At 73.4% G+C, this 25,869-nt stretch carries 27 protein-coding genes; 16 read left to right on the forward strand and 11 right to left on the reverse strand.

The genetic code is table 11. From position 1 onward, the window contains the following. The first annotated feature begins 70 nt into the window (after positions 1–70). The 4 genes from KBX43_RS02475 (at position 71) to KBX43_RS02490 (ending at position 4,931) form a co-directional block, all read left to right on the forward strand. On the forward strand, positions 71–1,075 hold the full coding sequence (locus KBX43_RS02475; RefSeq protein WP_043323872.1) for a hypothetical protein: 1,005 nt from the start codon (positions 71–73) through the stop codon (positions 1,073–1,075). 203 nt (positions 1,076–1,278) lie between these two features. Beyond that, the gene (locus KBX43_RS02480; RefSeq protein ID WP_166457623.1) at positions 1,279–2,508 is read left to right on the forward strand and encodes an MFS transporter; all 1,230 of its coding nucleotides are present in this window, start codon (positions 1,279–1,281) and stop codon (positions 2,506–2,508) included. A gap of 81 nt (positions 2,509–2,589) precedes the next feature. Further along, a complete protein-coding gene (locus tag KBX43_RS02485; RefSeq protein ID WP_210882745.1) occupies positions 2,590–4,452 on the forward strand; it encodes a transketolase in 1,863 nt (620 codons plus the stop codon). Positions 4,453–4,541: 89 nt separating this feature from the next. Continuing rightward, positions 4,542–4,931: a DUF2267 domain-containing protein gene (locus KBX43_RS02490; protein ID WP_187693817.1), complete on the forward strand. Its 390-nt coding sequence runs from the start codon at positions 4,542–4,544 to the stop codon at positions 4,929–4,931. 97 nt (positions 4,932–5,028) lie between these two features. On the opposite strand, the gene KBX43_RS02495 is transcribed toward KBX43_RS02490, so the two are convergent. Then, on the reverse strand, positions 5,029–5,427 hold the full coding sequence (locus tag KBX43_RS02495; RefSeq protein ID WP_043323878.1) for a YchJ family protein: 399 nt from the start codon (positions 5,425–5,427) through the stop codon (positions 5,029–5,031). A gap of 110 nt (positions 5,428–5,537) precedes the next feature. On the opposite strand from KBX43_RS02495, the gene KBX43_RS02500 reads away from it, so the two are divergent. Then, positions 5,538–6,539 carry a phosphotransferase family protein gene (locus tag KBX43_RS02500; RefSeq protein WP_187693818.1) on the forward strand — a complete coding sequence of 334 codons (1,002 nt, stop codon included), beginning with the start codon at positions 5,538–5,540 and terminating at the stop codon, positions 6,537–6,539. Between the two features lie 3 nt (positions 6,540–6,542). Here the strand turns inward: KBX43_RS02500 and KBX43_RS02505 are convergent, their stop codons facing one another. From KBX43_RS02505 to KBX43_RS02520, 4 genes are all read right to left on the reverse strand, one after another. Continuing rightward, positions 6,543–7,184, reverse strand: coding sequence for a class F sortase (locus KBX43_RS02505; RefSeq protein ID WP_069088694.1), 642 nt, complete (start codon positions 7,182–7,184; stop codon positions 6,543–6,545). A gap of 73 nt (positions 7,185–7,257) precedes the next feature. Then, positions 7,258–7,740, reverse strand: coding sequence for a hypothetical protein (locus KBX43_RS02510; RefSeq protein ID WP_043323881.1), 483 nt, complete (start codon positions 7,738–7,740; stop codon positions 7,258–7,260). A 241-nt stretch (positions 7,741–7,981) separates the two neighbouring features. Next, positions 7,982–8,650, reverse strand: coding sequence for a response regulator transcription factor (locus KBX43_RS02515; RefSeq protein ID WP_069088645.1), 669 nt, complete (start codon positions 8,648–8,650; stop codon positions 7,982–7,984). Continuing rightward, positions 8,647–9,750: a sensor histidine kinase gene (locus tag KBX43_RS02520; RefSeq protein ID WP_210882747.1), complete on the reverse strand. Its 1,104-nt coding sequence runs from the start codon at positions 9,748–9,750 to the stop codon at positions 8,647–8,649. The genes KBX43_RS02515 and KBX43_RS02520 overlap by 4 nt, the downstream gene beginning before the upstream one ends. Before the next feature lie 169 nt (positions 9,751–9,919). Between KBX43_RS02520 and KBX43_RS02525 the strand changes: the two genes are divergently transcribed. The 5 genes from KBX43_RS02525 (at position 9,920) to KBX43_RS02545 (ending at position 14,596) form a co-directional block, all read left to right on the forward strand. Further along, positions 9,920–10,333, forward strand: coding sequence for a DUF6069 family protein (locus tag KBX43_RS02525; RefSeq protein WP_104115936.1), 414 nt, complete (start codon positions 9,920–9,922; stop codon positions 10,331–10,333). 178 nt (positions 10,334–10,511) lie between these two features. Then, entirely contained in the window at positions 10,512–10,919 is a 408-nt protein-coding gene (locus tag KBX43_RS02530) for a YciI family protein (RefSeq protein ID WP_043323886.1), read from the forward strand. Positions 10,920–10,927: 8 nt separating this feature from the next. Further along, positions 10,928–12,073, forward strand: a complete 1,146-nt coding sequence (locus tag KBX43_RS02535; RefSeq protein WP_210883259.1) for an RNA polymerase sigma factor — start codon at positions 10,928–10,930, stop codon at positions 12,071–12,073. A 42-nt stretch (positions 12,074–12,115) separates the two neighbouring features. Next, positions 12,116–13,363 carry an MFS transporter gene (locus tag KBX43_RS02540; RefSeq protein WP_043323888.1) on the forward strand — a complete coding sequence of 416 codons (1,248 nt, stop codon included), beginning with the start codon at positions 12,116–12,118 and terminating at the stop codon, positions 13,361–13,363. A 48-nt stretch (positions 13,364–13,411) separates the two neighbouring features. Further along, positions 13,412–14,596: a lycopene cyclase family protein gene (locus tag KBX43_RS02545; RefSeq protein WP_210882749.1), complete on the forward strand. Its 1,185-nt coding sequence runs from the start codon at positions 13,412–13,414 to the stop codon at positions 14,594–14,596. Positions 14,597–14,641: 45 nt separating this feature from the next. On the opposite strand, the gene KBX43_RS02550 is transcribed toward KBX43_RS02545, so the two are convergent. After that, a complete protein-coding gene (locus tag KBX43_RS02550) occupies positions 14,642–15,757 on the reverse strand; it encodes a serine hydrolase (protein WP_210882751.1) in 1,116 nt (371 codons plus the stop codon). A 91-nt stretch (positions 15,758–15,848) separates the two neighbouring features. Then, complete coding sequence (locus KBX43_RS02555) at positions 15,849–16,637, reverse strand: tyrosine-protein phosphatase (RefSeq protein WP_113972751.1); 789 nt, start codon at positions 16,635–16,637, stop codon at positions 15,849–15,851. A gap of 70 nt (positions 16,638–16,707) precedes the next feature. Here KBX43_RS02555 and rnhA point away from each other — a divergent pair, with 70 nt between their 5' ends. Then, on the forward strand, positions 16,708–17,271 hold the full coding sequence (rnhA, locus tag KBX43_RS02560) for a ribonuclease HI (RefSeq protein ID WP_043323891.1): 564 nt from the start codon (positions 16,708–16,710) through the stop codon (positions 17,269–17,271). On the opposite strand, the gene KBX43_RS02565 is transcribed toward rnhA, so the two are convergent. From KBX43_RS02565 to KBX43_RS02580, 4 genes are all read right to left on the reverse strand, one after another. Then, on the reverse strand, positions 17,190–17,450 hold the full coding sequence (locus tag KBX43_RS02565) for a hypothetical protein (RefSeq protein WP_210882753.1): 261 nt from the start codon (positions 17,448–17,450) through the stop codon (positions 17,190–17,192). The genes rnhA and KBX43_RS02565 overlap by 82 nt on opposite strands. Before the next feature lie 73 nt (positions 17,451–17,523). Beyond that, positions 17,524–17,778 (reverse strand): preprotein translocase YidC, encoded by a 255-nt coding sequence (locus KBX43_RS02570; protein WP_104115932.1) that lies wholly within the window; start codon positions 17,776–17,778, stop codon positions 17,524–17,526. Between the two features lie 189 nt (positions 17,779–17,967). Next, a complete protein-coding gene (locus tag KBX43_RS02575) occupies positions 17,968–18,843 on the reverse strand; it encodes a pentapeptide repeat-containing protein (RefSeq protein ID WP_374225973.1) in 876 nt (291 codons plus the stop codon). Positions 18,844–18,967: 124 nt separating this feature from the next. Beyond that, the gene (locus KBX43_RS02580) at positions 18,968–19,360 is read right to left on the reverse strand and encodes an SSI family serine proteinase inhibitor (RefSeq protein WP_210869644.1); all 393 of its coding nucleotides are present in this window, start codon (positions 19,358–19,360) and stop codon (positions 18,968–18,970) included. Between the two features lie 409 nt (positions 19,361–19,769). On the opposite strand from KBX43_RS02580, the gene KBX43_RS02585 reads away from it, so the two are divergent. The 5 genes from KBX43_RS02585 to KBX43_RS02605 all read left to right on the forward strand — a co-directional run bounded on the left by KBX43_RS02585 (position 19,770) and on the right by KBX43_RS02605 (position 25,809). Beyond that, the gene (locus tag KBX43_RS02585) at positions 19,770–20,801 is read left to right on the forward strand and encodes an ABC transporter permease (RefSeq protein WP_210882755.1); all 1,032 of its coding nucleotides are present in this window, start codon (positions 19,770–19,772) and stop codon (positions 20,799–20,801) included. Between the two features lie 59 nt (positions 20,802–20,860). Beyond that, a complete protein-coding gene (locus KBX43_RS02590; RefSeq protein WP_210882757.1) occupies positions 20,861–22,606 on the forward strand; it encodes an ABC transporter substrate-binding protein in 1,746 nt (581 codons plus the stop codon). 64 nt (positions 22,607–22,670) lie between these two features. Further along, positions 22,671–23,660 carry an ABC transporter permease gene (locus KBX43_RS02595; RefSeq protein WP_210882758.1) on the forward strand — a complete coding sequence of 330 codons (990 nt, stop codon included), beginning with the start codon at positions 22,671–22,673 and terminating at the stop codon, positions 23,658–23,660. A 17-nt stretch (positions 23,661–23,677) separates the two neighbouring features. Then, entirely contained in the window at positions 23,678–24,742 is a 1,065-nt protein-coding gene (locus KBX43_RS02600; protein ID WP_210882760.1) for an ABC transporter ATP-binding protein, read from the forward strand. Next, positions 24,739–25,809, forward strand: coding sequence for an ABC transporter ATP-binding protein (locus KBX43_RS02605; RefSeq protein ID WP_210882762.1), 1,071 nt, complete (start codon positions 24,739–24,741; stop codon positions 25,807–25,809). Before KBX43_RS02600 ends, KBX43_RS02605 begins: the two co-directional genes overlap by 4 nt. Positions 25,810–25,869: the final 60 nt, after the last annotated feature.

Raw genomic sequence — 25,869 nt, forward strand, 5'->3', positions numbered from 1 at the left:
CGTTTCCCCGCGCGCGGGTCCGGGTAGCCCCACCCGAACAAACCTGGACCACGTACGTGGAGGCCCTTCGATGAGAGACAACTTCGGGGACGCGGTGGGCGACGCGTTCCGTTCGGTGATGCTGTTCCTGCCCAAGGCGGTCGCGTTCGTCGCGATCCTGATCGCCGGCTGGCTGATCGCCAAGGCCGTGCTGAAGCTCGTGGACAAGGTGCTGGAGCGGGTCCACTTCGACCGGGCCGTCGAGCGCGGCGGCATCAAGACCGCGCTGGCCCGCTCCAAGTACGACGCCAGCGACATCGTCGCCAAGCTCGCCTACTACGGCGTGCTGCTGGTCACGCTCCAGCTCGCGTTCGGCATCTGGGGCCCCAACCCGATCTCCGACCTGATCGCCGGTGTGATCGCCTGGCTGCCCCGGGCGTTCGTCGCCATCGTCATCGTGGTGGTCGCCGCAGCCATCGCCCGTGCGGTGAAGGACATCATCTCCAGCGCGCTCGGCGGCCTCTCCTACGGCCGGGTGCTGGCGAACCTCGCCTCGGTGTTCATCCTGGGCCTCGGCGTCATCGCCGCGCTCAACCAGATCGGCGTCGCCACCACTGTCACCACTCCGGTGCTGATCGCGGTGCTCGCCACCGTGGGCGGCATCCTGGTCGTCGGCGTCGGCGGCGGCCTGGTCCGGCCGATGCAGAGCCGCTGGGAGAACTGGCTGACCCGGGCCGAGGAGGAGTCGCGCACCATCGCCACGCACGCCCGCGCGTACCAGGCCGGGCGCCGCGACGTCGAGGCCCGTCTGGCCGCCACCGGCCCGTACGCGGACTCCGAGCTGACCCAGCCGGTGAGCCGGGACGCCGAGGCGGACCGTACGCAGCCCGTCCCCGCGTACCCGGCCACCCCGGCCGCCGCCGGTGCGGACGCCACCGAGCCGGTGCCGGCGGAGGCCACGCAGCACATTCCGGCGTACGCGGACTCCGACCGCACCCAGCCGGCCACGCCGCGTCAGCCGACCGCCGAGCAGGCCGCGGACAGCGAGGCCACCATGGTCATCCCGCAGGCCGACGTGGAGAAGTTCCGCCGCTGACCTGGCGGCAGTGACACTCGGGGCGGGACCGCACGGTCCCGCCCCGATCTCGTGCCCGCCGGGGGACCACCGGGGCGCCTCGCGGCGGATAGGATCCCGGCATGACCTGGCGATGTTGATGCCCTACTGAGCGACGAGGCCGCGGGCCGCCGCGGACGCCGTGCATTCCGGCCGGTGTCCGTCACGTCCCGTGGGAAGGTCCCATGCTCGTCGCTCCTGCCCGCGTATCCGCGACCCGCCGCCTGGCGGCGACGCTCTACGGGTACGCGTTCCTCACCGACCTCGTCCTGCTCTACCCGCTCTACGTGCTGCTGTTCGCCGACACCGGGTTGTCGGTCGGGCAGATCTCCTCGCTGTTCGTGCTCTGGGCGGCCGCCGGCATCGTGCTGGAGGTGCCCTCCGGGGTGTGGGCCGACACGGTGTCGCGCCGGCTGCTGCTGTGCCTGGCGCCGCTGCTCGCCGCCGCCGGTTTCGCGCTCTGGGTGCTGCTGCCGTCCTACCCGGCGTTCGCCGTGGGTTTCCTGCTGTGGGGCGCCGGTGGTGCGCTGCGCTCGGGCGCGCTGGAGGCACTGGTCTTCACCGAGCTGGAACGTCTCGGTGCGGCCGACAGGTACGCCCGGCTGATCGGCCGGGCCCGCACCGCCGAGGTGCTCGGCGCCGTCGGGTCCGGGGTGCTCGCCGGGCCGGCGTACGCGCTCGGCGGCTACCTCGCGGTCGGCGCGGCCAGCGTGGCGACCTGCCTGCTGGCGGCAGCCGTCGCGGCCCGCTTCCCGGAACACCGCCCACGATCGTCCGCGCCGGTTCCAGGTGGCGAGCCGGACGGGCCGCGCGCGAGTGCCGCGCCGGGTGACGACGAGCCCGGCTGGCTTAACAGCCTGTGCCTGGGCCTGCGCGAGGTGCGCGCCGACCGCCGCGTCCGGGCCGCCGTGCTGCTGGTCGCGGCGGTGACAGCGATCTGGGGTGGGCTGGACGAGTACACAGGGCTGCTGGCCGCCGACACCGGCATGGCCGAGGTGGGCGTACCGCTGCTGCTCCTGCTGGTCTGGGCCGGGATGACTGTGGGTGGGCTGCTCGCGCCGCTGGGCGAGCGGCTGTCCCACCGGGGGTACGCGGGCCTGCTGGTGTTCGCGGCGGGCGCGACGGCGGCCGGGGCGCTGCTGCGGCACCCGGCGGGGTTCGTGCTGCTGGCCGCCGCGTTCGCCGCGTTCCAGCTCGCCACGGTGCTCGCCGACGTGCGGCTGCAGGCCCGGATCGCCGGGTCGGCGCGGGCCACCGTCACGTCGCTGGCCGGGATGGCCACCGACCTGACCATCGTCGCCTTCTACGCCGGGTACGGGCTGCTCGCCGGCGCGGTCGGCAACCCGGCTGCCTTCGCGGTCGCGGTGCTGCCGTACCTGCTGGTGGCGCTGTGGCTGTTCACCGGTCGAGCATGAATCGCCAGAAAAGGGACCAATGGTCGCGTTCGCGGCCTAGCGTGGGTCCGGAAAATCGGCGACCCCGGGGAGACGATCGCGGTGACGTTGGAAGCAGAGCGCACACTGCGCGACGAGGACCTGACCGGGCTGGCGGAGCTGGCCGCCCAACTCCGGGTGGACGCCATCCGGTGCAGCACGATGGCCGGCTCCGGGCACCCGACATCGAGTCTCTCCGCCGCCGACCTGCTCGCCGTGCTGGTCGCCCGGCACCTGCGCTACGACTGGTCCTACCCGGGCAACCCCGGCAACGACCACCTGATCCTCTCCAAGGGGCACGCCTCGCCGCTGCTGTACGCGGTGTTCCGGGCCACCGGCGCGATCAGCGAGCAGGAGCTGCTGGAGACGTACCGGCAGGCCGGGTCGCGCCTGCAGGGCCACCCCACGCCGGTGCTGCCCTGGGTCGACGTCGCCACCGGCTCGCTCGGGCAGGGGCTGCCGGTCGGCGTCGGGGTGGCGCTCGCCGCCCAGTACCTCGACCGGTCACCCGCGCACGTCTGGGTGCTCTGCGGCGACAGCGAGACCGCCGAGGGATCGGTGTGGGAGGCGCTGGACAAGGCCGGGCACTACGGGCTGCGCAACCTCACCACGATCGTGGACGTCAACCGGTTCGGCCAGCGCGGCCCCACCGAGCTGGAGTGGGACCTGGACACCTACCGGCGTCGTGTCGAGGCGTTCGGCTGCCGGGCGATCGTCGTCGACGGCCACGACCTCGGCGCGATCGACGAGGCGTACGGGCAGGCACGCGAGGCCACCGGGCCGACAGTGGTGCTGGCCCGCACGGTCAAGGGCAAGGGCGTGCCGGAGGTGGAGAACGACCCGGCCTGGCACGGCAAGGCGTTCGACCCGGAACTGGCCGACCGGGCCGTACGGGCGCTCGGCGGCCCCCGCCGGATGCGGGTCGCCGGGCCGAAACCCCCCGCCGCGCCGCGCACCGCCGCCGCCGAGCACCGGCAGCCGGAGCTGCCCCGGTACGAGCGCGGGACGAAGGTGGCCACCCGGAACGCGTACGGCGACGCGCTGCGCGCCCTCGGCGCCGCCCGGCCCGACGTGGTCGCGCTCGACGGAGAGGTCAGCGACTCCACCCGGGCGGAGAGCTTCGCCGCCGCGTACCCCGATCGGTTCTTCCAGATGTTCATCGCCGAGCAGCAGCTCGCCGCCGCGGCGGTGGGCCTGGCGGTACGCGGCTACCGGCCGTTCGCGGCGACGTTCGCCGCGTTCTGGTCCCGGGCGTACGACTTCATCCGGATGGCCGGGGTGTCCCGGGCCGACATCGCGCTGGTCGGCTCGCACGCCGGGGTCGAGATCGGCCCGGACGGCCCGTCCCAGATGGGGCTGGAGGACATCGCGGCGCTTCGCGCGGTGCCCGGCTCCACGGTGCTCAGCCCGGCCGACGCGGTCTCCTGCGCGGCGCTGGTCGCCCAGGTGGCCGACCACCCGGGCATCACCTACCTGCGCACCACGCGCGGCAAGTACCCGGTGCTCTACGACGACGGCGAGCCGTTCCCGATCGGCGGCAGCCGAATGGTGCGCGACGGCGGCGACGTGGCGCTGCTCGGCACCGGCGTAACGGTGCACCTCTGCCTCACCGCCGCCGAGGAACTGACCCGCGAGGGCATCGACGCGCGCGTGATCGACATGTACTCGATCAAGCCGGTGGACCGGCAGCGCCTCGCCGAGACCGTGGTGGAGACCGGCGGGCGGCTGGTGGTGGTCGAGGACCACTACCCGGAGGGCGGGCTGGGCTCAGCGGTGCTGGAGGCGCTCGCCGACCTGGGCGAACCGTCCCGGGTCAACCACCTGGCGGTACGCGGGCTGCCCGGCTCCGGCACCCCCGCCCAGCAGTTCGACCGGGCCGGCATCGGCGTCGGCGCGATCGTCTCGGCGGCGCGGGCCCTGGCCTGAACGCCTGGTCGCCGGGGCCAGGTCAGCGGCGGTGTTTGCCGAGGCCGGCGGCGGGTAGCCACGCTGCCGTTGCGACGGGAGGACAGACGATGGCCGAACCGGAGTTCTACGCGCGGGTGTCCGCCCGCGCCGGCGTACCGGTCGAGACGGCCCGCGCGCTGACCGAGGCGACGCTGCGCACGCTCGCCGAACGGATCAGCGGCGGCGAGGCCGACGACCTGTCCGCGCACGTCGCGCACGAGCTGCGTCCGTTGCTGGCGCGCGCCCGGGTCGAGGACCCGGAGGTCTTCGGGTACGACGAGTTCCTGCGCCGGGTCGCCGAACGCTCCGGCGTGACACCGTCCGACGCCGAACGGGGCGCCCGTGCGGTGCTGCAGGCGCTGCACCGGGTGGTCGGGCCCGCCCAGTTCAACCGGGCGCTGTCCCAGCTGCCGCGCGAGATCGCCGAGCTGGCCCAGCCCGCCCCGCGCCCGGCCTAGGCGAAAGGAAGGGCCCCTTGTTAACGCCTCCGGTAGAGGAAGGGCCCCTTGTTAACACCCGCCGCCGCAGGCTGCGCGCGTCGGCGCCGGGGAGGCGTCACTCGGGCAGCGCGTCCAGGTAGACCCAGCGGCCGTCCTCGCGGGCGAAGCGGCTGTGCTCGGCCAGCACGCCCGCCCGGCCACCCTCGCGGTAGTGCGCCCGGAACCGGACCGTGCCGGCGCTGTCGAACAGGCCGCCCTGACCGGTCTCCACGATCTCCAGCCGGGTCCAGCGCGTGCCCGGGTCCAGCTCCAGCCGGTCGGGCCGGGTGCTGGGGTGCCAGCTGTGCCGCAGGTAGGCGGCGTCGCCGAGCGCGAACGCGCTGAACCGGGACCGCATCAGCGCCTCCGCGGTCGCCGCCGTCGCCTCGCCCCGGTGGACCGGGGCGCAGCAGTCCGCGTACGGCCGGCCGGTGCCGCACGGGCATGCCGCCGTCCGTTCACCCCGTCTCGCCATGCCGCGATTCTCCCAAGCCTCGGAGAGGTGTTAACAAGGGGCCCTTCCTCTACCGGAGGCGTTAACAGGGGGCCCCTCCTTACACCTCAACCCAGTAGGCTTCCCGGACCATGAGCGTGAGTCCGACTCAGCGTGTCCTCGACCCCGATCAGGTCCGCCGATACCTCACCGCCTCGCTCGGGCCCGGCGTCGAGGTGGCCGACTGCGGCCCGCTGACCGGTGGCGGCTTCGCCGCCGTCTGGCAGGTACGCCTCACCGACGGCCGGGACGTGGTGCTCAAGGTCGGTCCGCCGCCGCACGTGCCGCTGCTGCGCTACGAGCGGGACATGGTCGGCGCGGAGGCGCACTACCTGCGCCTGGTCGCCGACCGCGCACCGGGGGTGCCGACGCCGGCGCTGCTGCACCACGGAACCGACCCCGAGTTGGGCGACTGGCTGATCATGGCGCGGCTACCAGGTCGTACCCTCTGGGACCTGAGCCAGGCCGGCGCGGACGTCGGGCCGCTACGCGAGGAGTTCGGCCGCGCGCTCGCCGCGCTGCACGCCGTCACCGGCGAGCGGTACGGCTACGACGGCGACCGGGCGCACGGGGCTACCTGGCGGGACGCGTACACGGCGATGGTGGACGACATGCTCGCCGACGCCGCCGACTGGGCGGTGCCGCTGCCGGTGCCGGCGTCCCGGATCCGGGAGCTGGTGGCGCGGCACGCGGCGGTGCTCGACACGGTACGACGCCCGGCGCTGCTGCACTTCGACGGCTGGGCCGGCAACGTGCTCGCCGTGGACGGGCCGGACGGCACACCCCGGCTCACCGGCCTGGTCGACGGCGAACGCTACCTGTGGGGCGATCCGCTGATGGACCTGGTGTCGCCGCTGCTGTTCCGCCGCGCCGAGGACGAGCCGGACGACCCGCTGGTGCGCGCCTACCGGGCGGCGGCGCCGTTCCCGCTCGACGCCGGGGCGCGGCGGCGGCTCGGGTTGTACCGGCTGTACCTCTACCTGCTGATGACCGTCGAGATGCCCAGCCGGAACATCACCGCCGACAACGACCCGGGCCGGGTGGCGCTGCTGGCGAAGCTGCTCGACGCGGAACTGGCCGACCTGGAAGGCTGAGCGTCAGCGGGTAGCGGTGGCGAAGACCACGATGTTGTCCGGGTAGCTGCCGGTCCGCGGGTCGAACCGCCCGCCGCACGTGATCAAACGCAGCCGCGCAGCCGCGTCGCCGCCGTAGACCCGCGCGGTGGGGAAGCGCTCCTTCGGGTACGCCCCGACGCCGTCCACGGTGAACGCCGCCGTCCGGCCGTCGGCGCGCAGCACCCGGATCGTGTCGCCGGGGCGCAGCCGGCCGAGGTCGAAGAAGACCGCCGGGCCGTGCTGCGAGTCGACGTGCCCGACCAGCACCGCGTTGCCGGCCTGGCCGGGGGCGGGACCGGGGTGGTACCAGCCGGTGACCTCCGGGCGTTCCAGCGGCGGCACCTCCAGCGCGCCGTCGGCGTCGGTGGCCACCGGCACGATCTCGGCGTCCACGCCGATGCGCGGGATGGTCACCCGCACCGGTGTGGCGCGGGGGAGCGCCGGACCTGCCGTACCCGGTCGTTCGGTGGCGGGCGCGGCGGAGACGCCGGGCTGTGGCGGTGGCGTCGACGTGGTGCCGAGCCCGGCCGAGACCAGTCCGGTGCCGGTGGCGGCGGCGACGGTGACGGCGGTGACCACGACGGCGGTGCGCAACCGCGACCGGCGCTGCGACTCCGACAGCATCCCACCTCCGTCCGACAGGGACGTGCCGCCCGCGCCGGGTGCTCCGGCGCGGGCGGACCGCTCGACGATCCGGTCAGGCGACGGCGCCCGCGCGGCGTCGGCGGATGACCGCGTACGCGCCACCGGCGAGCGCCCCGGCGGCCAGCACGCCCCCGGCGACCAGCACCCCGGTGTCGCCGTCGCGCCCGCCGCCACCGGCCTGCGCGCCGCCGATCGGGGTGACGGTGAACGTGGCGCTGCCGCCGTCGCTGCCGTCGCCGCACGTGGTGGCGACGGTGTACGTGCCGAGCGTGAACCCGGCGGTGAACAGCTCGGCGCTCAGGCCACCGCCCGCGGCCGCAGTGGTGGACCGGACGTTCTGGTCCCGGTCCGGGCCGGTGACCCGGAAGATCGCGTCACCGGCGTTCGGGTTGCACGTGGTGGTCAGCACGACGGTGCCGCCGACCGGGGTGGCGGCGGGTGAGACTCTGGTGTCCGCCAGCGCGGCGGCCGGGAGCAGCAGTGCGCCGAGGCCCACGCCGAACGCCGCCGATCCGAGAAATGACTGTGCCTTCATCCGCGTCTTCCCTCACTTTTCGTCCGCTGTAGGCGTGGGACGTCGTTCGGGTGGCCAACTCCGTGACGAGCACCGGTGTGGCCAACACTAGGAGGGTTGCGGCGGTCACTGGGGGTAATTGAGAAATCTTCGTTGCCGTCCGGTGTGCTCCCTGCCGCCGTCGGAGGGTGGACATGCCGGGCCAGGCCGGACGGCGAGCCGTCCCGCTTCGCCGTGTCTGGGTCCGCTGTCCGTTTCGCGCCTACCGGACGGGCGGTTCCGGCCGGACCAGCCCGGTGTCGTACGCGAGCACCACCGCCTGGATCCGGTCGCGCAGGCCCAGCTTGGTGAGGATCGCCGAGACGTGTGTCTTCACGGTGGCGGTGCTCAGGTGCAGCCGGGCGGCGATCTCCGCATTGGACAGTGCCCGCGCGGTGAGCGTCAGCACCTCCCGTTCGCGGGCGGTCAGCACGGCGAGGGCGTCACCGGTGGGCGTGGGCGCGGGCAGCCGGTCGGCGTACCGGTCCAGCAGCCGCCGGGTCACCGTCGGCGCGAGCAGCGCCTCGCCCCGGGCCACCACGCGTACCGCCTCGGCGAGGTCGGCCGGGCGGGTGTCCTTGAGCAGGAACGCGCTGGCCCCGGCGCGCAGCGCGGCGTAGACGTGTTCGTCCAGGTCGAACGTGGTCAGCATGACCACCTTGGCCGGGTTGCCGGCGGCCACCAGGTCGCGGGTGGCGGCGATGCCGTCGCGGCGGGGCATCCGCACGTCCATCAGCACCACGTCCGGCCGCGTACGCGTCGCCACCGCGACCGCCTCGACGCCGTCGGCGGCCTCGCCCACCACGCTCAGGTCGGGCCGCGCGTCGAGGACTGTGCGCAGCCCGGCGCGGATCAGCTCCTGGTCGTCGGCGATGACCACCCGTACCGTCATCGGGCCGCCTCCACCGGCAGCCGGGCGTGGACCCGGAATCCGCCGGCCGGCAGCGGGCCGGCGTCCAGTGTGCCGCCGAGCAGCCGGGCCCGTTCCCGCATGCCGACGATGCCGCGCCCGGTGGTCGTGCCGGGGCGGCGGGCGGGCGCCGGGCCGTCGTTGACGACCTCCAGCCGCAGTACGCCGTCGCGGTAATCGACGTCCACGTCGGCGCGGGTGGCATGCCCGTGGCGCAGCGCGTTCGTCAGCGACTCCTGCACGATCCGGTACGCCGACAGCTGCACCCCGCCGGGCAGCGCCTCGCCGTCGCCGTCGCGCCGCAGCGTCACCCGCAGGCCCACCGCCCGTACCGCGTCGGCGAGCGCGTCGAGCTGCGCCAGTCCCGGCTGCGGTCGGTCCGGTTCGGACCCGTCGTCGAGGGCGAGCGCGTGCAGCATGGCCCGCAGTTCGGTCAGCGCCGACCGGGCCGCCGTGTCGATCGCGGCGAGCGCGGCGCGGGCCTGCTCCGGCTGCTCGTCGAACACGTCCTCGGCGGCGGCGGCCTGCACCGCGATGACCGCGACGTGGTGCGCCACCACGTCGTGCAGCTCCCGGGAGATCCGCTCCCGTTCGGCGGCGCGTACCTGCCGTTCGCGCTCGCCGCGCCGTTGCGCCTGGCCCCGTTGCAGTTCGCCGAGCGTCCAGCTCAGGCCCAGCGCGGTCACCGCCAGCAGCAGGTCCCGCCAGCCGCCGGTGACCAGCTTCCACGGCGTGGGCGCCAGCAGCAGCCCGAGCGCGACGAGCGAGTACCGGGGCGGGCGCAGCCGGGCCACGTACGCCATCGGCACCGCGACCAGGCCGAGCCAGCCGAGCTGCGGGCAGAGCGCCTCGAGACCGACGCCGGCGAGCGCGGCGACGCCGAGGGCGTACCCCGGGTGGCGCCGGATCCACAGCAGACAGCCGGCCTGCGCGACGGCGAGGCCGACCGCGACGGCGGTCGCGCCGCTCGTGTCCGGGCCGGCGTCGGAGGCCAGCAGCGCGAGCAGGCACACGGCGAGGCTCACGGTGGCGATGCCGCCGTCGAGCAGCAGCAGGAACCGGGACCGGGACGCGCACCTCATGTCCGGATGCTAGGCCGCGGGCGCACCGCTTCTCATCGGTCGCCAGACCGAGATCCGGGCGGGTGATCGGTCCGGCGACGGAGCCGGAAACCGCTCCGCGGCGCGATCCGCGGGGCGGCCCGCCGGACCTAGCGTCTGCGGCAGTCGTCCCGATGCCGAGGAGCTACCGATGGAAACCACGATTCCGACCGCCGCCACCCGCCCGACCCGCCGCCGGGTGCGGCTGCTGACGGTGCTCGCCGCCACCGTGGCCACGCTGCTGGGCTGGGTGGTCGCGGTGCCGCTGGCCGGGGTGGAGCTGACCGCGCGCACCGGTTCGGACGTGCAGCGGGTGACGCCGGTGGCGGTGGCGGTGAGCACGCTGCTCGCCGGACTGTCCGGCTGGGCGCTGCTGGCCCTGCTGGAGCGGCTCACCGCCCGCGCCCGGACCGTCTGGACGGTGGTCGCGGGCCTGGTGCTGCTGGTGTCGCTGCTCGGTCCGCTAAGCGGGGGAGTGGGGGGCGCGGCGACGCTGACACTGGTGGCGTTTCACCTGGTCGCGGGCACGGTGCTGATCACCGGCCTGCGCCGCGCCGCCGCCTGACGGGCCGGGCCGCCGCGACGGGGGCAGGCGGCCCGGCCTCCAGAACTAGCCTCCTAGGATGCCCTACGCGATGTGACGCTCGAAATTCCTCCGCCACCGATGTCGAGAACGGGCAGGCGGCTTCGTCCCCGGAGTGAACGCGGCCAGAATGGGTCGCACCCTCCACGAGGAGACACAGATGAAGTACCTGCTCCTGAAGCACTACCGCGGCGGCCCGACCCCGGTCACCGACATGCCGATGATCGACAAGTGGACGCCGGAGGAGATCTCCGCGCACGTGAACTACATGCAGGAGTTCGCCGCCCGGCTGCAGGAGAGCGGCGAGTACGTCGACGGCCAGGCGCTCGCCCCGGAGGGCACGTTCGTCCGCTACGACGGCGAGGGACGCCCGCCGGTCACCGACGGCCCGTTCGCCGAGACGAAGGACCTGATCGCCGGCTGGATGGTGATCGACGTGGACAGCTACGAGCGTGCCCTCGAACTCGCCGCCGAGCTGTCGGCCGCGCCCGGGCAGGGCGGCAAGCCGATCCACGAGTGGCTGGAGCTGCGTCCGTTCCTCACCGCGCCGCCGACCATCACCGAGTGATCCGTCCGATGGACGAGGTCGCGCTCCGCAGCCTCATCCCGGGCGTGCTCGGTGTCCTCGTCCGCCGCGGAGCAGACTTCGCGGCGGCCGAGGACGCGGTGCAGGACGCGCTGATCGAGGCGCTGCGTGTCTGGCCGGCCGACCCGCCCCGCGACCCGTTGGGCTGGCTGGTCACAGTGGCGTGGCGCCGGTTCCTGGACGCGGTCCGCGCCGACGCCGCCCGGCGCCGACGGGAGGACCTGATCGAGGAGGAGCCGCCGCCCGGCCCGGTGCCCGCCGTGGACGACACGCTGCGGCTCTACTTCCTCTGCGCGCATCCGTCGCTGAGCCCGTCGTCGGCCGTCGCGTTGACGCTGCGCGCCGTCGGCGGGCTCACCACCCGGCAGATCGCGCAGGCGTACCTGGTGCCGGAGGCCACCATGGCGCAGCGGATCAGCCGGGCCAAGCGCACCGTCTCCGGGGTTCGCTTCGACCAGCCCGGTGACGTCGCCACCGTGCTGCGCGTGCTGTACCTGGTGTTCAACGAGGGCTACTCCGGCGACGTGGACCTGGCCGCCGAGGCGATCCGGCTCACCCGGCAGCTCGCCGCCGCGATCGACCACCCGGAGGTGGCCGGGCTGCTCGCGCTCATGCTGCTGCACCACGCCCGCCGGGCCGGCCGGACCGCGCCCGACGGCAGCCTGGTGCCGCTGGCCGAGCAGGACCGTGGCCGGTGGGACACCGCGCTGATCGCCGAGGGCGTGGGCATCCTGCAGACCGCGCTGTCTCGCGACCGGCTCGGCGAGTTCCAGGCCCAGGCCGCGATCGCGGCACTGCACGCGGACGCGCCCACCGCCGCGGAGACCGACTGGGTGCAGATCGTCGAGTGGTACGACGAGCTGGTGCGCCTGACCGGGAACCCGATCGCCCGGCTCAACCGGGCGGTCGCGGTCGGCGAGGCGGACGGCCCGCGCGCCGGGCTGGCGGCGCTCGCGGCGCTTGACGACACGCTGCCCCGGTACACGGCGGTGGCCGCGTACCTGCACGAACGCGACGGCGACCCGGACCGGGCGGCCGGCCTGTACGCCGACGCGGCCCGTCGCGCGGCCAGCCTGGCCGAACGCGACCACCTCAACCGGCAGGCGGCCCGCCTCAACTCCCACCGCCCCGGATAAACCGGTCGGCAGGGTTCGTCGCCGCTGGTAGGTTGCCTCGCCGTGACGGGGGAACGGCTCGGCGGGCGCTTCGCCCGACTGTGGACGGCGAGCACGCTGTCCGCGCTGGGCAGCGGGACGGCGACTGTGGCCGCGCCGCTGTACGTGGCGTCGCTCACCGACGATCCGCTGGTGGTGTCGGCCGGGGCGGCGGTGTCGTGGCTGCCGTGGCTGCTGTTCGCGCTGCCCGGCGGCGTGCTGGCCGACCGGGTGGACCGGCGGCGGCTGATGGTGCTCATCGACTGGGTACGCGTCGGCGCGCTCGCCGTGCTCGCGGCGGCGATGCTCGCCGACCGGGCCGGGATCGCGCTGCTGTACGCGGTGCTGTTCGTGGTGAACACCGGCGAGGTGGTGTTCCGTACCGCCGCGCAGGCGGTGCTGCCGGCGGTGGTGCCGCGCTCGCTGCTGGAACGCGCCAACGGGTGGCTGGGCGGCGGCACCCAGGTGATGCAGAACATGATCGCCGGCCCGCTCGGCGGGTTCCTGTTCGTGCTGGCGGCGTCGCTGCCGTTCGCCCTGAACGCCGGCACGTACGCGCTCAGCGCCGTGCTGGTCGGGCTGCTCGCCGGGACGTACCGGGCCGGGCCGGCGCCGGACGGGCGGCGTTCGGCGCGGGCGGAGGTCGCGGAGGGGTTCCGCTGGTTGTGGGGGCAGCGGCTGCTGCGCACCATGACCGTGCTGATCGGCCTGCTCAACGTCACGCTCACCGCCGCCGTGGCGGTGCTGGTGCTGCTCGCCACCGAACGGCTGGGTCTCGGCTCGGTCGGCTACGGCGCGTTGTTCACCTGCATGGCAGTGGGCGGCGTGCTCGGCTCGGTGGTGGGGGACCGGCTGATCGCCGCGATCACGCCCACCTGGACGGTGCGGACCGGGCTGCTGGTCGAGGCGGGACTGCACCTGGCGCTGGCCGCGTCCCGCAGCGCCGCCGTGGTCGGGTTCGCGCTGTTCGCGTTCGGGGCGCACAGCGCGCTGTGGAACATCGTGGCGAACTCGCTGCGGCAGCGGCTCACCCCGCCCGCGTTGATGGGCCGGGTCGGCAGCACCACGTTGTTCGTCGCGGCGGGCGGAAACTGCGTCGGCGCGCTGCTGGGCGGTGTGGTGGCGGCCCGGTTCGGCATCACCGCGCCGTACTGGGTGGGTTTCGTGGTGGCGGTCGCGGTGATCGCCGCGACGTGGCGGGTCTTCGACCGGGCGACGGTGGCCGCCGCCTACGCCCAGCCGGCCCCGCAGGAGCCCGCCCCGGTGGCCTGAGCGCGGGTCGGCCGAGGGCCGCGCCCGCCGATGTGACAGCGTGGTCGGGTGCAGGCATCCTCAGCGGTCGACGTCGACCTCGCGCTGGTCGGCGGCGGCGGCGCCGCGTCCCTGGTCCTGGCCGCGCTGGACCGCTACGACGTGACCGGGCTGCGGGTCGCGGTGGTCGACCCGGTGCACAAACGCGGCCAGGACCGCACGTGGGCGTTCTGGGGCCTGCCCGGTGACGACCTCGACCCGCTGCTGAGCGCGAGCTGGTCGCAGGTCGACGTGGTCACGCGCGCCGGCCGCCGCGTCCTCACGCTCGACCCGCTGCGGTACGCCATGCTGCGCTCCGCCCCGGTCTACGACCGGGCTGCCGCGGCCGAGCGGCGGCTGGACGCGGTCCGGATCAGCGCTCCGGCGGGGGAGCTGCACGACGACGGTGAGCGGGTCACTGTCTGCGACCCCGAGGGGCGTGAGCTGGTGCGGGCCGGGTGGGTGCTCGACTCGCGGCCACGGCGGCCGAAACGACCGGGGCGGACCAGTTGGTTGCAGCACTTCCGGGGCTGGTGGCTGGCCGCCGACCGGCCGACGTTCGATCCGCAGCGGGCCGTTCTGATGGACTTCCGCACCCCACAGCCGCAGCGCGGCGTCTCCTTCGGGTACGTGCTGCCTGTCGACGACCGGTTCGCGCTGGTCGAGTACACCGAGTTCGGCCCGGCCCTGCTCGACGACGCGGGCTACGACACGGCGCTGCGCGGCTACGCCGACCTGCTCGGGCTGGACCTGACCGCGCTGCGGGTGCGGGAGGTCGAGGACGGCGTGATCCCGATGACCGACGGCCCGTTCGAGTCCCGCCCGAGCCCACGCGTGGTGCGGCTGGGCACCGCCGGTGGGGCGACCCGCCCGTCCACCGGCTTCACGTTCTCCGCGATGCTGCGCCAGGCCGACCAGGTGGCCCGGGCGCTCGCCGCCGGCCGTCCGCCGGTGCCCGCGCCCGCGTACCCGGGGCGGCACCTGTGGATGGACGCGGTGGCGCTGCGCGCGCTGGACCGGGGGCACGTCGGCGGGGTGGAGTTCTTCGAGCGGCTGTTCGACCGCAACCCGGCGGAGCGGGTGCTGCGGTTCCTCGACGGCGTGACCAGCCCGGCCGAGGACCTGGCGGTGATGCGGTCCAGCCCGCTGCTGCCGATGACCGGCGCGGTGCTCGGCGACGCGGCCGGCCGGCTGCGGGCCCGCCTGCGCCGCTAGTCTGCTCGCCTGCCCGGGTCGTGGCCGGCGTCTGCCTTCTCGGCGCTACCGGTGGCCGGTCGCCTCGGCGACGCGGTCGCGCACCAGCACCCGCAGCTGCTCCATCGGGTCGCCGTCGCCCGCGCCGAGCCGGTTGCGCACCGCCGCCACCGTCAACCCCAGATCCGGGTACGCGAACGCGAGGCTGCCGCCGCTACCGGCGGTGCCGAACGATCCGTCGTCCTCGACCGCGTACCCGAGCCCGAACGTGCTCTCCTGGCCGAACACCCACTCCTGGGCGCGTACCGCCGGGGCGGACACCTCCCGCATCCGTGCGGCGGAGATCAGCCGTACCCCGTCGACCGGGCCGAGTAGCGCCGCGTACATCCGGGCCACCGCGCGGGCGCTCATCGTGCCGACCGACGGCACGTCGGCGCGCAGCACGTCGGGGCGGGAACCGATGACGGTGTCGGGGCGTACCGCTGGCGGGGCGACCGCGTCGAAGTGCGGCAGGTTCGCCCCGGCCCAGGTCATCAGCGCGGACAGGCCGGCGTCCTCCAGCCGGGCCAGCCGGGCCAGGTCCGCCTCCGGTACGGCGAGGAACAGTTCCCGGTCCACGCCGAGCGGCCCGGCCATCTCGTCGGCGAGCACCCGCGACACCGGCGCGCCGGTGACCCGCCGGACCACTTCGCCGAGCAGCCACCCCCACGTCCAGGCGTGGTACGCGAGCCGCTCGCCGGGCGCCCACAGCGGCCGCGCGTCTGCGAGCAGCTCGCACATGCGCGTCCAGTCGGTGAAGTCCTCCGGCGTGACGTCGGCGGGCAGCGCGGGCAGGCCGGCGGTGTGGGTGAGCACGTGCCGCAGCGTGATGGCGTCCTTGCCGTGCCGGGCGAACTCCGGCCACACCGCGGCGAGCGGCAGGTCGTAGTCGAGCCGTCCCCGCTCGGCGAGCACGTGCACGACGGTGGCGGTGAGGCCCTTGCCGGTGGAGACCGCGTGCACGGGCGTGTCGGCGGTAATCGGCCGTCCGGTGGTGGTGTCGGCGAGCCCCGCGTGTTCGGAGACGATCGCCACCCCGTCCAGGTACGCGGCCACCTGCACACCGGCCTCCCGGCCGGAGGAGACCAGCTCGTCGATCGTGTCCCGTACCTCGGCCCGCAGGCCGTCCCACCGCGTGTCCACGATCTCGCAGCGTGCCAGACCGCCGCGCCGCCGTCGCTCGCTTTTCGGCCGCCGGTTCTCCGTCGCTGCGTGCTCGGCCGGGCGGCGGCGCTCAGCGGGCGAGTGTCGTCGGCGTGGCGCCGGTGGTGCCCTGGGTCGGCAGCGGGTCCGTGTCGCCGGTGAGCAGCCGGGCGCGCAGCGCGTCGATCGTCTGCGCGTCGACACCGAGCCGGCCGGTCACGTACCCGTGCACGGAACCGTGTGCGGCCCTCAGGTCGGCCAGCACCAGCCGGATGACCTCGGCCGGCGCCCGCCCGTACGCGGGCCAGCCCGGCGTCGCGCCGCCGTTGCGGTCCCGCCACTCGGCGACCAGCCGGTCGGTGGCGTGCTCGGTGAGCGCGAAGTCCGCGGCGATCTGGTCGTCGTCCACCCCCAGCAGGGACAGCACCAGTGCGGCGAGCAGGCCGGTACGGTCCTTGCCGGACGCGCAGTGGAACACCAGCGGATGCTCGCCGTCCGCGATCACCTCGACCGCCCGGCGCAGCTCGGCCACGCCGTCCTCGGCCACCTCGGCGTACCGGTCGGCCAGGTAGCGCCACGGGTCCACGTCGGGATCGATGTCGGCCTGCACGTACGGCCGGTGCTCGATGCTCAGGTTGTGCCAGGTCACGCCGAGGCTCTCCGGGGCCCGGCCGCGGTCGGCGATCTCCCACGGGTAGCGCAGGTCGATCACGGTGCGGACGCCGAGCGCCGCGAACTGCTGCAGGTCGTCACCGGCGAGCTTGGCCAGCGAGTCGGAGCGGTAGAGGCGGCCCCGGGCGACGGTGCGGCCGTCGCCGGTCCGCCAGCCGCCGAGGTCACGGAAGTTGCAGAGGGTGGCGAAGTCCGGGGGAGCGGTCATACCGGCACGGTAGCCGCGCGCGGCGGGTCGGGTGGTCCCGCGTGCTCGCGTACCCGGTAGGTTGCCGGGCATGGCGGAGGCGGAGACCGGCCGGGTCGTGGAGATCTGGACCGACGGCGCGTGCAGCGGCAATCCCGGGCCCGGCGGGTGGGGCGCGGTGCTGCGCTGGGGCGGGCACGAGCGGGAGCTGTGCGGCGGCGAGGCCACCCCGACCACCAACAACCGGATGGAGCTGACCGCCGCGATCCGGGCGCTGGAGAGCCTGACCCGCCCGGTCACGGTACGGCTGCACACCGACAGCACCTATGTACGCAACGGCATCACCGGCTGGCTGAACGCCTGGAAGCGCAACGGCTGGCTGACCGCCGCGAAGCAGCCGGTGAAGAACGCCGACCTGTGGCAGGCGCTGGAGGCGGCCTGTGCCCGGCACGACGTGACGTGGCTGTGGGTGAAGGGCCACAACGGGCACCCGGAGAACGAACGCGCGGACGCGCTGGCGAACCGGGGCATGACCGAGGCGCGGAGCGGCACGGCCGCCGCCCCGCGCACGCGTCAGCGCAGCGGCCGGCCCTCCTCGATCTCCTCCGGCTCCTCGGACGGGTCGCCGGTTCCGGAGACCGCGTCGACGTCGTAGCCGGCGCGGCTGACCTCCCGCGCGGACCGGCGGTCCTCGGCGGGCAGGTCGGCGAAGTCGTCACCGGTGTCGTCAGTGGTGTGCAGGGACTCGCCGGGCGGGCGCAGGGACGCCTCGTACGCGGTCACGCCGTCGGGTTCGTCGCCGGCCGCGCGGCCGAAGGCCTCTTCACTGGTCATGTCGCACTCCTGCCCGCAGCGGGTGACGGCAAACGTTCGGGTGGCCTGGTGTCCGGCCGGTGCTCGCGCCTGCTCAGCCGGCGGCGTCCCGTCCGCGGGCCGCGTCCGGGTGGGTCGGCATCGAGGAGCCGCCCGAGCTGCTGCCGGAGGCGCCGCCCGCCATGCCGGAGCCGTCGTCCTCGGTCACCTCGTCCGGTTTCGGCGCGCCGGGTGCGGGCGCCGGCACGTCGGTGTCCGCGGCCGTCTGCACCAGCGGAACCTGCCCGGCCTCGTCCTCGGCGTGCGCCGGATCGACCGGCTCCTCACCGTCGCGTGCCCGATATCCCACCGGTGCCCCTCCCGTCGACCAACAGTCGTCCGCGACGCCTACCCCACCCCATCCCCACCAAACCCCGCCCCCTCCGCCCTCCGGCCCCCTTCGCCCCGTTGATCAAGGAGTTTGTGTCCCGATCCGGCCCCGAACCAGCCACAAACTCCTTGATCGTCGCCCAGTGTCCGGACCGGTGGGCCGGGCGGGTCAGCGGCGGCGGGGGCGTGGCCGCGGGCGGGCCGGGGTCAGCGTCAGGGACCAGTGAGCCGGGCGGCGCAGCCCCGGCGGCAGGACCGTGCGGTGGTCGCCGCGCGCGGCGTCGAGCTGCGACTGGTGCGTGAACAGGCACTCGCTCAGGTCTGCGCCGCGCAGGTCGGCTCCGCGCAGGTCCGCGCCGGTCAGGTCGGCCGCGCCGAGCCGTACGCCCCGCAGGTCCGCGCCGATCAGGCAGGCGCCGCGCAGGTTCGCCCCGGCCAGCGGCGTACGGCGCAGGTCCACAGCGATCAGCATCGCGCCCCGGCGGTCCGGGCCGGCCCGCCCGGCGCGGGCCTGTGAGGCGGCGCGGGACAGGAGCCGGTTGGCCCGGTCCCGGTGCGCGTCGACGTCGAGTGCGAGCAGCTCGTCAGGGGTGCCGTCGGCGAGCCGGCCGGTCTCGTCGAGCGCGGCGGTCAGCTCGTCGCGCAGCGGGCCGGGCGGGGTCAGGCGTACCGCCTCGGTCAGATACCAGAGCAACTCGTGCAGGGGCCGCAACACCGCGAAGGTGTCGAACATCCGCGCTGCGGTGGCCGGGTCGGCGCGCCAGTCGCGGCCGGCGAACGTGTGCCGGGTGAGGTGCTGGCCGGCGCCGAAGCAGTCGAACACGGTGCATCCGGGGAAGCCGCGTTGCCGCAGCTCGGTGTGGATGCCGCAGCGGAAGTCGGCGCCCAGGTTCGGGCAGGGCCGTCCGGCGGGCTTGTCGATGGCGAAGTCGGCGGACGCGGTGAACGCCGGCGCGACGCAGCAGACCCCGGCGCAGCGCGAACAGTCCGCCCGCAGCTCCCGCCCGCCACCGACCGTGCGCGCCTCCACAGCACCCCCGTCCACCCGCACCATTCTCCGCACCCACCCCACCCCCACCCCACCCACCCCGTCGATCATGAGGTTGACGGCGACAAAACGGACGGCAACCGCCGCCAACCTCATGATCAACCAGAACGAGAGGGGAGGGTCAGAAGGTGAAGAGGGAGGCGGTGGTGCGCTGCATCAGGCAGGGGTTGGCGAACGTGCGGGTGTAGGAGACCGGGCGGTTCTGCCAGAAGCCTGCGGCGCGGGCGACGACCGGGGCGTACTGGGAGGTGCACGGCGCGCCGTCCACGTCGAGCGCGTCCAGGTCGCCGTCGACGCGGGCGACGAGCCGGCAGGCGGTGATCGGGTCGGGGTGCAGACCGCCGGTCGGCCCGCAGGTCAGCACCGTGGCGCGTACGCCGGCGCCGTCGTCGACGGTGAGCAGCAGCACCGAGGGGGTCTGCGGGCCGGGGCGCGGCGCGGCCTGCGCGGGGGAGGCCGGCGCGCCGAGCGCGGCGACCAGGGCCAGTGCGGCGGTACGTCGGGCGAAGGGCATGGGTGGTCCTTCCGTCGGGGCCCCGGGGTGCGGGGCCGATGGGTGGCCCGGTCCGTCGTGCGAACCGGGCCGCCGAGAACCCTAGGTGGACGGTGTGAACGCGAAGAGTCACGAAGTGTTACACCAGCCGACCGCGTCGCACGTTCGGTGTGACATCGGCGTACGGGAATGCCCAAACGGCTGACAACCGCTTCCGCGCCTCGCGCAAACGCATTCCGAATAAGCGTGACGCCTGCCTGAAAGGCTGACAACCGAATCGGCCCGTTATTGCGCCGATGCATTCCGTACGCCGGATCGTTGTCAATGGATGACAACCGGAACGGCCGTTACCGTAACGATTCTTTCCGGTGCTCCGTATCCCTTTACCGTCGGGTGGCAGGGCGTTTTCGCCCCCGTCGGAGGGACTGTCATGAGCGATCTCTCACACCCGCCGCCCCGGACCACGGCCGCCGAAGCGACCATTCCCGGCCCCGAGATCCAGGCCGACTCCGAACCTGTCGGCCGGACCGCGGAGTTCGTCGGCCGGTCACCGAACCAGCTCGCCTGGCTGCGGCTCAAGCGGGACCGTACGGCCCGAGTCAGCGCCCTGACGCTCCTCGTGGCCGCGGTGGTGGCGCTCGGCGCGCCGCTGCTGGGGCGGCTCACCGGAATCGACCCGACCGACAAGTTCGTCGACCGGTTGAACGATTTCGGAATGCCGATCGGGTATGCCGGCGGGATCAGTTCCGATCATTGGCTGGGCCTTGAGCCGGGCAGTGGCCGGGACATCCTGATGCAACTGGTCTACGGTCTTCGAACGTCGCTGTTCATCGCGTTCACCTCGGCGCTGCTGGCCTCGTGCATCGGCGTCGCGGTCGGTGTGCTGGCCGGATGGGCCAGAGGCTGGCTGGACAGTCTCGTCAACTGGCTGATCGACCTCACGCTGGCGTTCCCGTTCCTCATCTTCGCCCTCGCGGTCATCCCGATCCTGCAGGACCGCTTCTACTCCGACCGGGAGGCGCCGTCGCCGGCCTTCCGGGTGGCGCTGATCGTCGCCACCTTCGGCCTGTTCAGCTGGACGTACACCGCGCGGCTGGTCCGCGGGCAGGTGATCTCGCTGCGGGAGCGGGAGTTCGTCGACGCGGCCCGGGCGGCCGGCGCCGGCACCGCGCACATCCTGCTGCGGCAGCTGCTGCCGAACATCTGGGCGCCGATCCTGGTCACCGTCTCGCTGATGGTGCCCCAGTTCATCGCCATCGAGGCGGCGCTGGCGTTCGTCAACATCGGCGTCACCGAACCCACGCCCGACCTGGGCCGCATGATCTTCAACAGCATCGGCTACGTCGCGAGCGACCCCTGGTACACCCTGTTCCCCGGGTTGACGATCTTCCTGCTGGTCCTGGCGTTCAACCTGCTCGGCGACGCGCTGCGCGACTCGCTGGATCCCCGCTCCACCCGGTAGTCCCCACGGCCATCACACGCCCGGCCGGCGGGGGCCGCCGGGCACGAAGGGAGCACACCGTGCGCGCACGAACCCGGACACTGACAGGTGTCCTCGCCGCGGCGGCGCTGGCCGCCGCCGGCTGCAACCCCACGCCCGACGACAGCGGCGGCGACGACCAGAAGACCAAGACCCAGAGCGGCTCGATCTCGTACGAGGCCGCCGACAACCAGGGCCCGGCGAAGCCCGTCGACGGCGCGTCCCGGGGCGGCACCCTCACCGTCATGCAGCCGGCCGACTTCGAACACCTCGACCCGGCCCGCAACTACGTCAACGTGCAGCAGGTCGCCGGCGGCATGCTCTACCGCCCGCTCAACGGCTACAAGGAGGACGGCACCGGCAAGCTGCTGCTCGTCGGCGACCTGGCCACCAACCCCGGCAAGGACGTCGACGGCGACTGCAAGGTCTGGGAGTTCACGCTGCGCGACGGCGTGCGCTACGAGGACGGCACGCCGGTGAGCAGCAAGGACGTCGCCCACGGCATCGCCCGCTCGTTCGCGGCGAACCTCAACGAGGGCCCGCACTACATCCAGCAGTGGCTCTACCCGGGCGGGGCGTACAACGCCACCTACAAGGGACCGTACGACGGCGGCAAGCCGGTGCCCGACGGCGTCACCACCCCCGACGACCGGACCATCCGGTTCACGTTCCCGCAGCCGCACTGCGACATGCCGTACGCGGCGGCGCTGCCCACCAGCGCGCCGGTGCCCGCCGCCAAGGACACCCGCGCCAACTACGATCTGCGGCCGTTCTCGTCCGGCCCGTACCGGGTCAAGTCCTACCAGCGCGACGTGTCGCTGGAGCTGGAACGCAACCCGAACTGGGATCCGGCGACCGACCCGATCCGCAACGCGTACCCGGACACGGTCCGGATGACGTTCGGCCTGGAGCAGGCCCAGATCGCCGAGCGGCTGGTCGCCGACGGACCGGCCGACCAGGCGGCGCTGAGCTGGTCGGACGTGCCGCCGTCGGTGCTGCCCCGCACTACCGGCGCCGGCGTCGCCGATCGGGTCGTCCGCGGCCCGACGCAGTACAACTGGGTGCTGAGCATCAACACCCAGCGGGTCACCGACCTGAACGTACGGCGCGCGCTGAACTACGCGGTCGACAAGGACGCCCTGCTCAAGGTCCTCGGCGGCCAGGCCGCCGGGACACCCGCGACCACGCTGATGTCACCCACCACCGCCGGCTTCGTGCCGTACGACGTGTTCAACGCCCCGGTGACCGGCGACAAGGCGAAGACCGCCGAGCTGCTCGCCGGAAAGCGGCCGAAGCTGGTGCTCGCCCACTCCAGCCTGGAACTGCGTACCCAGCAGGCCGAGGCGCTGCGCAAGAACCTCACCGACATGGGCTTCGACATCGTCATGAAGCCGATCGACAACAGCAGCTACTACGACGAGGTGGGCCGCAAGGACAACCCCTACGACCTGTACCTCACCGGCTGGGGCTCGGACTGGCCCACCGGCTCCACAGTCATCCCGCCGGTCTACGACGGACGGGAGATCGTGGCCGAGGGCAACCAGAACCTGTCGTACCTCAACGAGGCGTCGGTCGGCGCGGAGATCGACCGGGTCCGCGCCCTGCCCGCCGCGGAGCAGGACGCCGGCTGGATGGCGCTCGACCGCATGATCATGGAGAAGTACGCGCCGGTGGTGCCCTGCTACTACGACGCCACCTACGAGCTGCACGGCTCGAAGGTCGGCAACGCCTTCCTCAGCGACGCGTTCGGGATCATCTCGCTCAACGGCATCTACGTGAAGAAGTGACAGCCGCGCGGGGACGGCTGCCACGGCGGCCGTCCCCGCGCCCCACCCGGGGGAGGTGCTCCCGTTGCTCCGTTTCGTCGTCCGGCGGCTGCTCGTCGCCGCCCTGACCCTGGTCGTCATCAGCCTCGTCACATTCGGTCTCTTCTTCGCGGTGCCGAGCAGCCCGGCGAAGGTGATGTGCGGCAAGAACTGCACGGCCGAGGACATCGCCCAGGTCGAGCGCCGCCTCGGCATCGACCAGCCGCTGCCCCGGCAGTACGCGGACTTCGTCGGGGGCGTCTTCGCCGGCCGTACCTACGGCGAGGGGGACTTCCGGCAGGACTGCCCGGCGCCCTGCCTGGGTTACTCGTTCCGCAACAACCAGCCGGTCACCGAGATCGTCGCGCAGCGCGCCCCGGTGACGTTCAGCATCGTCCTCGGCGGCGCCGTGCTCTGGCTCGGCCTCGGCATCTCCCTGGGCATGGTGTCGGCGCTGCGCCGGGGTACGCCGTTCGACCGCGCCGCCATCGGCGTCACCCTGGCCGGCGCGTCCATGCAGGTCTACTTCTTCGGTCTGATCCTGCTCTACCTGCTCGTCTACTCCACCGGGCTGCTGCCGTTCCCCAGCTACACGCCGCTGACCGAGAGCCCGGCCCGGTGGGCGGCCGGGCTGCTGCTGCCCTGGATGACGCTGGGTTTCCTCAACTCGGCGCTGTACGCCCGGCTGTCCCGGGCGCAGATGCTGGAGACCCTGTCGGAGGACTTCATCCGCACCGCCCGGGCGAAAGGGCTGCCCGCGCGGCAGGTGCACACCCGGCACGCGCTGCGCGCGGCGATCACGCCGATCGTCACCATCGCCGGGCTGGACATCGGCACCAGCCTCGGCGGCACGTTCATCACCGAGACCATCTTCGGCCTCCAGGGCCTCGGCAAGGCGACAGTGGAGGCGGTGCAGTTCCTCAACCTGCCGGTGGTGATGGCGACGGTGCTGCTGGCGGCCGTGTTCATCGTGGTCGCCAACATCGTCGTCGACGTGCTGTACGCGGTGATCGACCCACGGGTCCGGCTGGGCTGAGGAAGGAGGAGACGGACATGGTGGAGCTTCCGACGCCGCGACGCGGCGAGGACCCGTACCTGCGGGTCACGGATCTGCGGGTGCGGTTCGACACCGAGGACGGTGTCGTCAAGGCCGTGGACGGGGTGTCGTTCGCTGTCGAGCGGGGTCGGACGTTGGGGATCGTGGGGGAGTCCGGTTCCGGTAAGAGCGTGACGTCGCTGGCGATCCTGGGTCTGCACAACGTGAAGCGGACGACCATCTCGGGGGAGATCTCGGTCGGTGGTCGTCAGTTGGTGGGTCTGGGTGAGGAGGAGATTCGTCGGTTGCGGGGCCGGGACATGGCGATGATCTTTCAGGATCCGTTGTCGGCGTTGCATCCGTACTACTCGGTGGGTCGGCAGATCGCGGAGGCGTATCGGGTGCATCATCCGAGGGCCGGGCGGCGGGAGGCCCGGGCGCGGGCGGTGGACATGCTGGGCCGGGTGGGGATTCCGCAGCCGGCGAAGCGGTTCGATCAGTTTCCGCATGAGTTCTCGGGTGGGATGCGGCAGCGGGCGATGATCGCGATGGCGCTGGTGAACGATCCGGATCTGTTGATCGCGGATGAGCCGACGACGGCGCTTGATGTGACGGTGCAGGCGCAGATCCTGGACCTGCTGGCGGATCTGCAGGCGGAGTTCCGGTCGGCGATCATTCTGATCACGCATGACCTGGGTGTGGTGTCTCAGGTGGCTGATGACGTGTTGGTGATGTATGCGGGTCGGGCGGTGGAGCACGGGAGTGTGGAGCGGGTGTTGCGGGCGCCGCAGCATCCGTACACGTGGGGGTTGTTGTCGAGTGTGCCGTCGTTGCACGGTGACGCGGATGCGGACCTGGTGCCGATCCCGGGTAACCCGCCGTCGCTGATCAATCTGCCGTCGGGGTGTGCGTTCCATCCGCGCTGCCGGTGGGCTGGCGTGAACGGCGACCGGTCCCGCACCGAGATCCCGGAGCTGGGCCCTGCTGGTGCGCCGGGTCATCTGGTGGCGTGTCATCTGCCGGTCGCCGCGCGGGAGCGGATCTACCGGGACGAGGTCGCGCAGGTGGGGGTGGCTCGATGAACGGTGTGACGAACGGGCAGGCGGCGGTGGCGGGCGACGCCGGCCGGCTCGCGGGCGAGCCGCTGCTGTCGGTGCGAGGGCTGACCAAGCATTTCCCCGTCCGGCAGGGCCTGCGTAGCACGGGTGCGGTGCGGGCGGTCGACGGGTTGGACTTCGATGTGCGGCCGGGTGAGACGCTCGGCCTGGTGGGGGAGTCGGGGTGTGGGAAGACCACGACCGGGCGGATGCTGGTCCGCCTGCTGGAACCCACCTCGGGCAGCATCATGTTCGCGGGGCGGGACATCACCCACGGCGGACGCCGTGAGCTGCGCGCGCTGCGGCAGGACCTGCAGATCATCTTCCAGGACCCGTACGCCTCACTGAACCCCCGCCACACGGTCGGGCGGATCGTGGCGATGCCGTTGCAGGTCAACGGCATCAACCCGCCCGGCGGCGTGAAGAAACGGGTCCAGGAGTTGCTGGAACTGGTCGGGCTGAATCCGGAGCACTACAACAGGTACCCGCACGAGTTCTCCGGCGGGCAACGCCAGCGCATCGGCATCGCCCGCGCCCTCGCGCTGAAACCGAAACTGATCGTCGCCGACGAACCCGTCTCGGCGCTGGACGTGTCGATCCAGGCGCAGGTCATCAACCTGCTACGCGACCTGCAACGCGACCTGGACCTGGCGTTCGTGTTCATCGCCCACGACCTCGCCGTCATCCGTCACTTCTGCCACCGCGTCGCCGTCATGTATCTCGGCAAGATCGTCGAGATCGGCGACCGCGACGATATCTACACCCGGCCCCAGCACCCCTACACCAGGGCCCTGCTGTCGGCGATTCCGGACGTCTCCACGCTCGGGCCCGCCGGACGGATCCGCCTCACCGGCGACGTCCCCACCCCGTTGAACCCGCCATCGGGCTGCCGCTTCCGCACCCGCTGCTGGAAAGCCACCGACCACTGCGCCACCGAAGAACCCGCCCTGACCACCCGGGACGACGGCGGGCAGCTCACCGCCTGCCACTACCCGGAGAGCGGACCGGTCGGCGTGCCGACCGGCGAACCCGGCAGCAACGAACGCACCTGACCCACGACGGGGTCGGGGACGACCCTGCCCGGAGCAGGGACCAAGCCTGACTGCCCTGAG

This window comes from Micromonospora sp. C41 (assembly GCF_018070485.1).
Taxonomy (GTDB): domain Bacteria; phylum Actinomycetota; class Actinomycetes; order Mycobacteriales; family Micromonosporaceae; genus Micromonospora; species Micromonospora chalcea.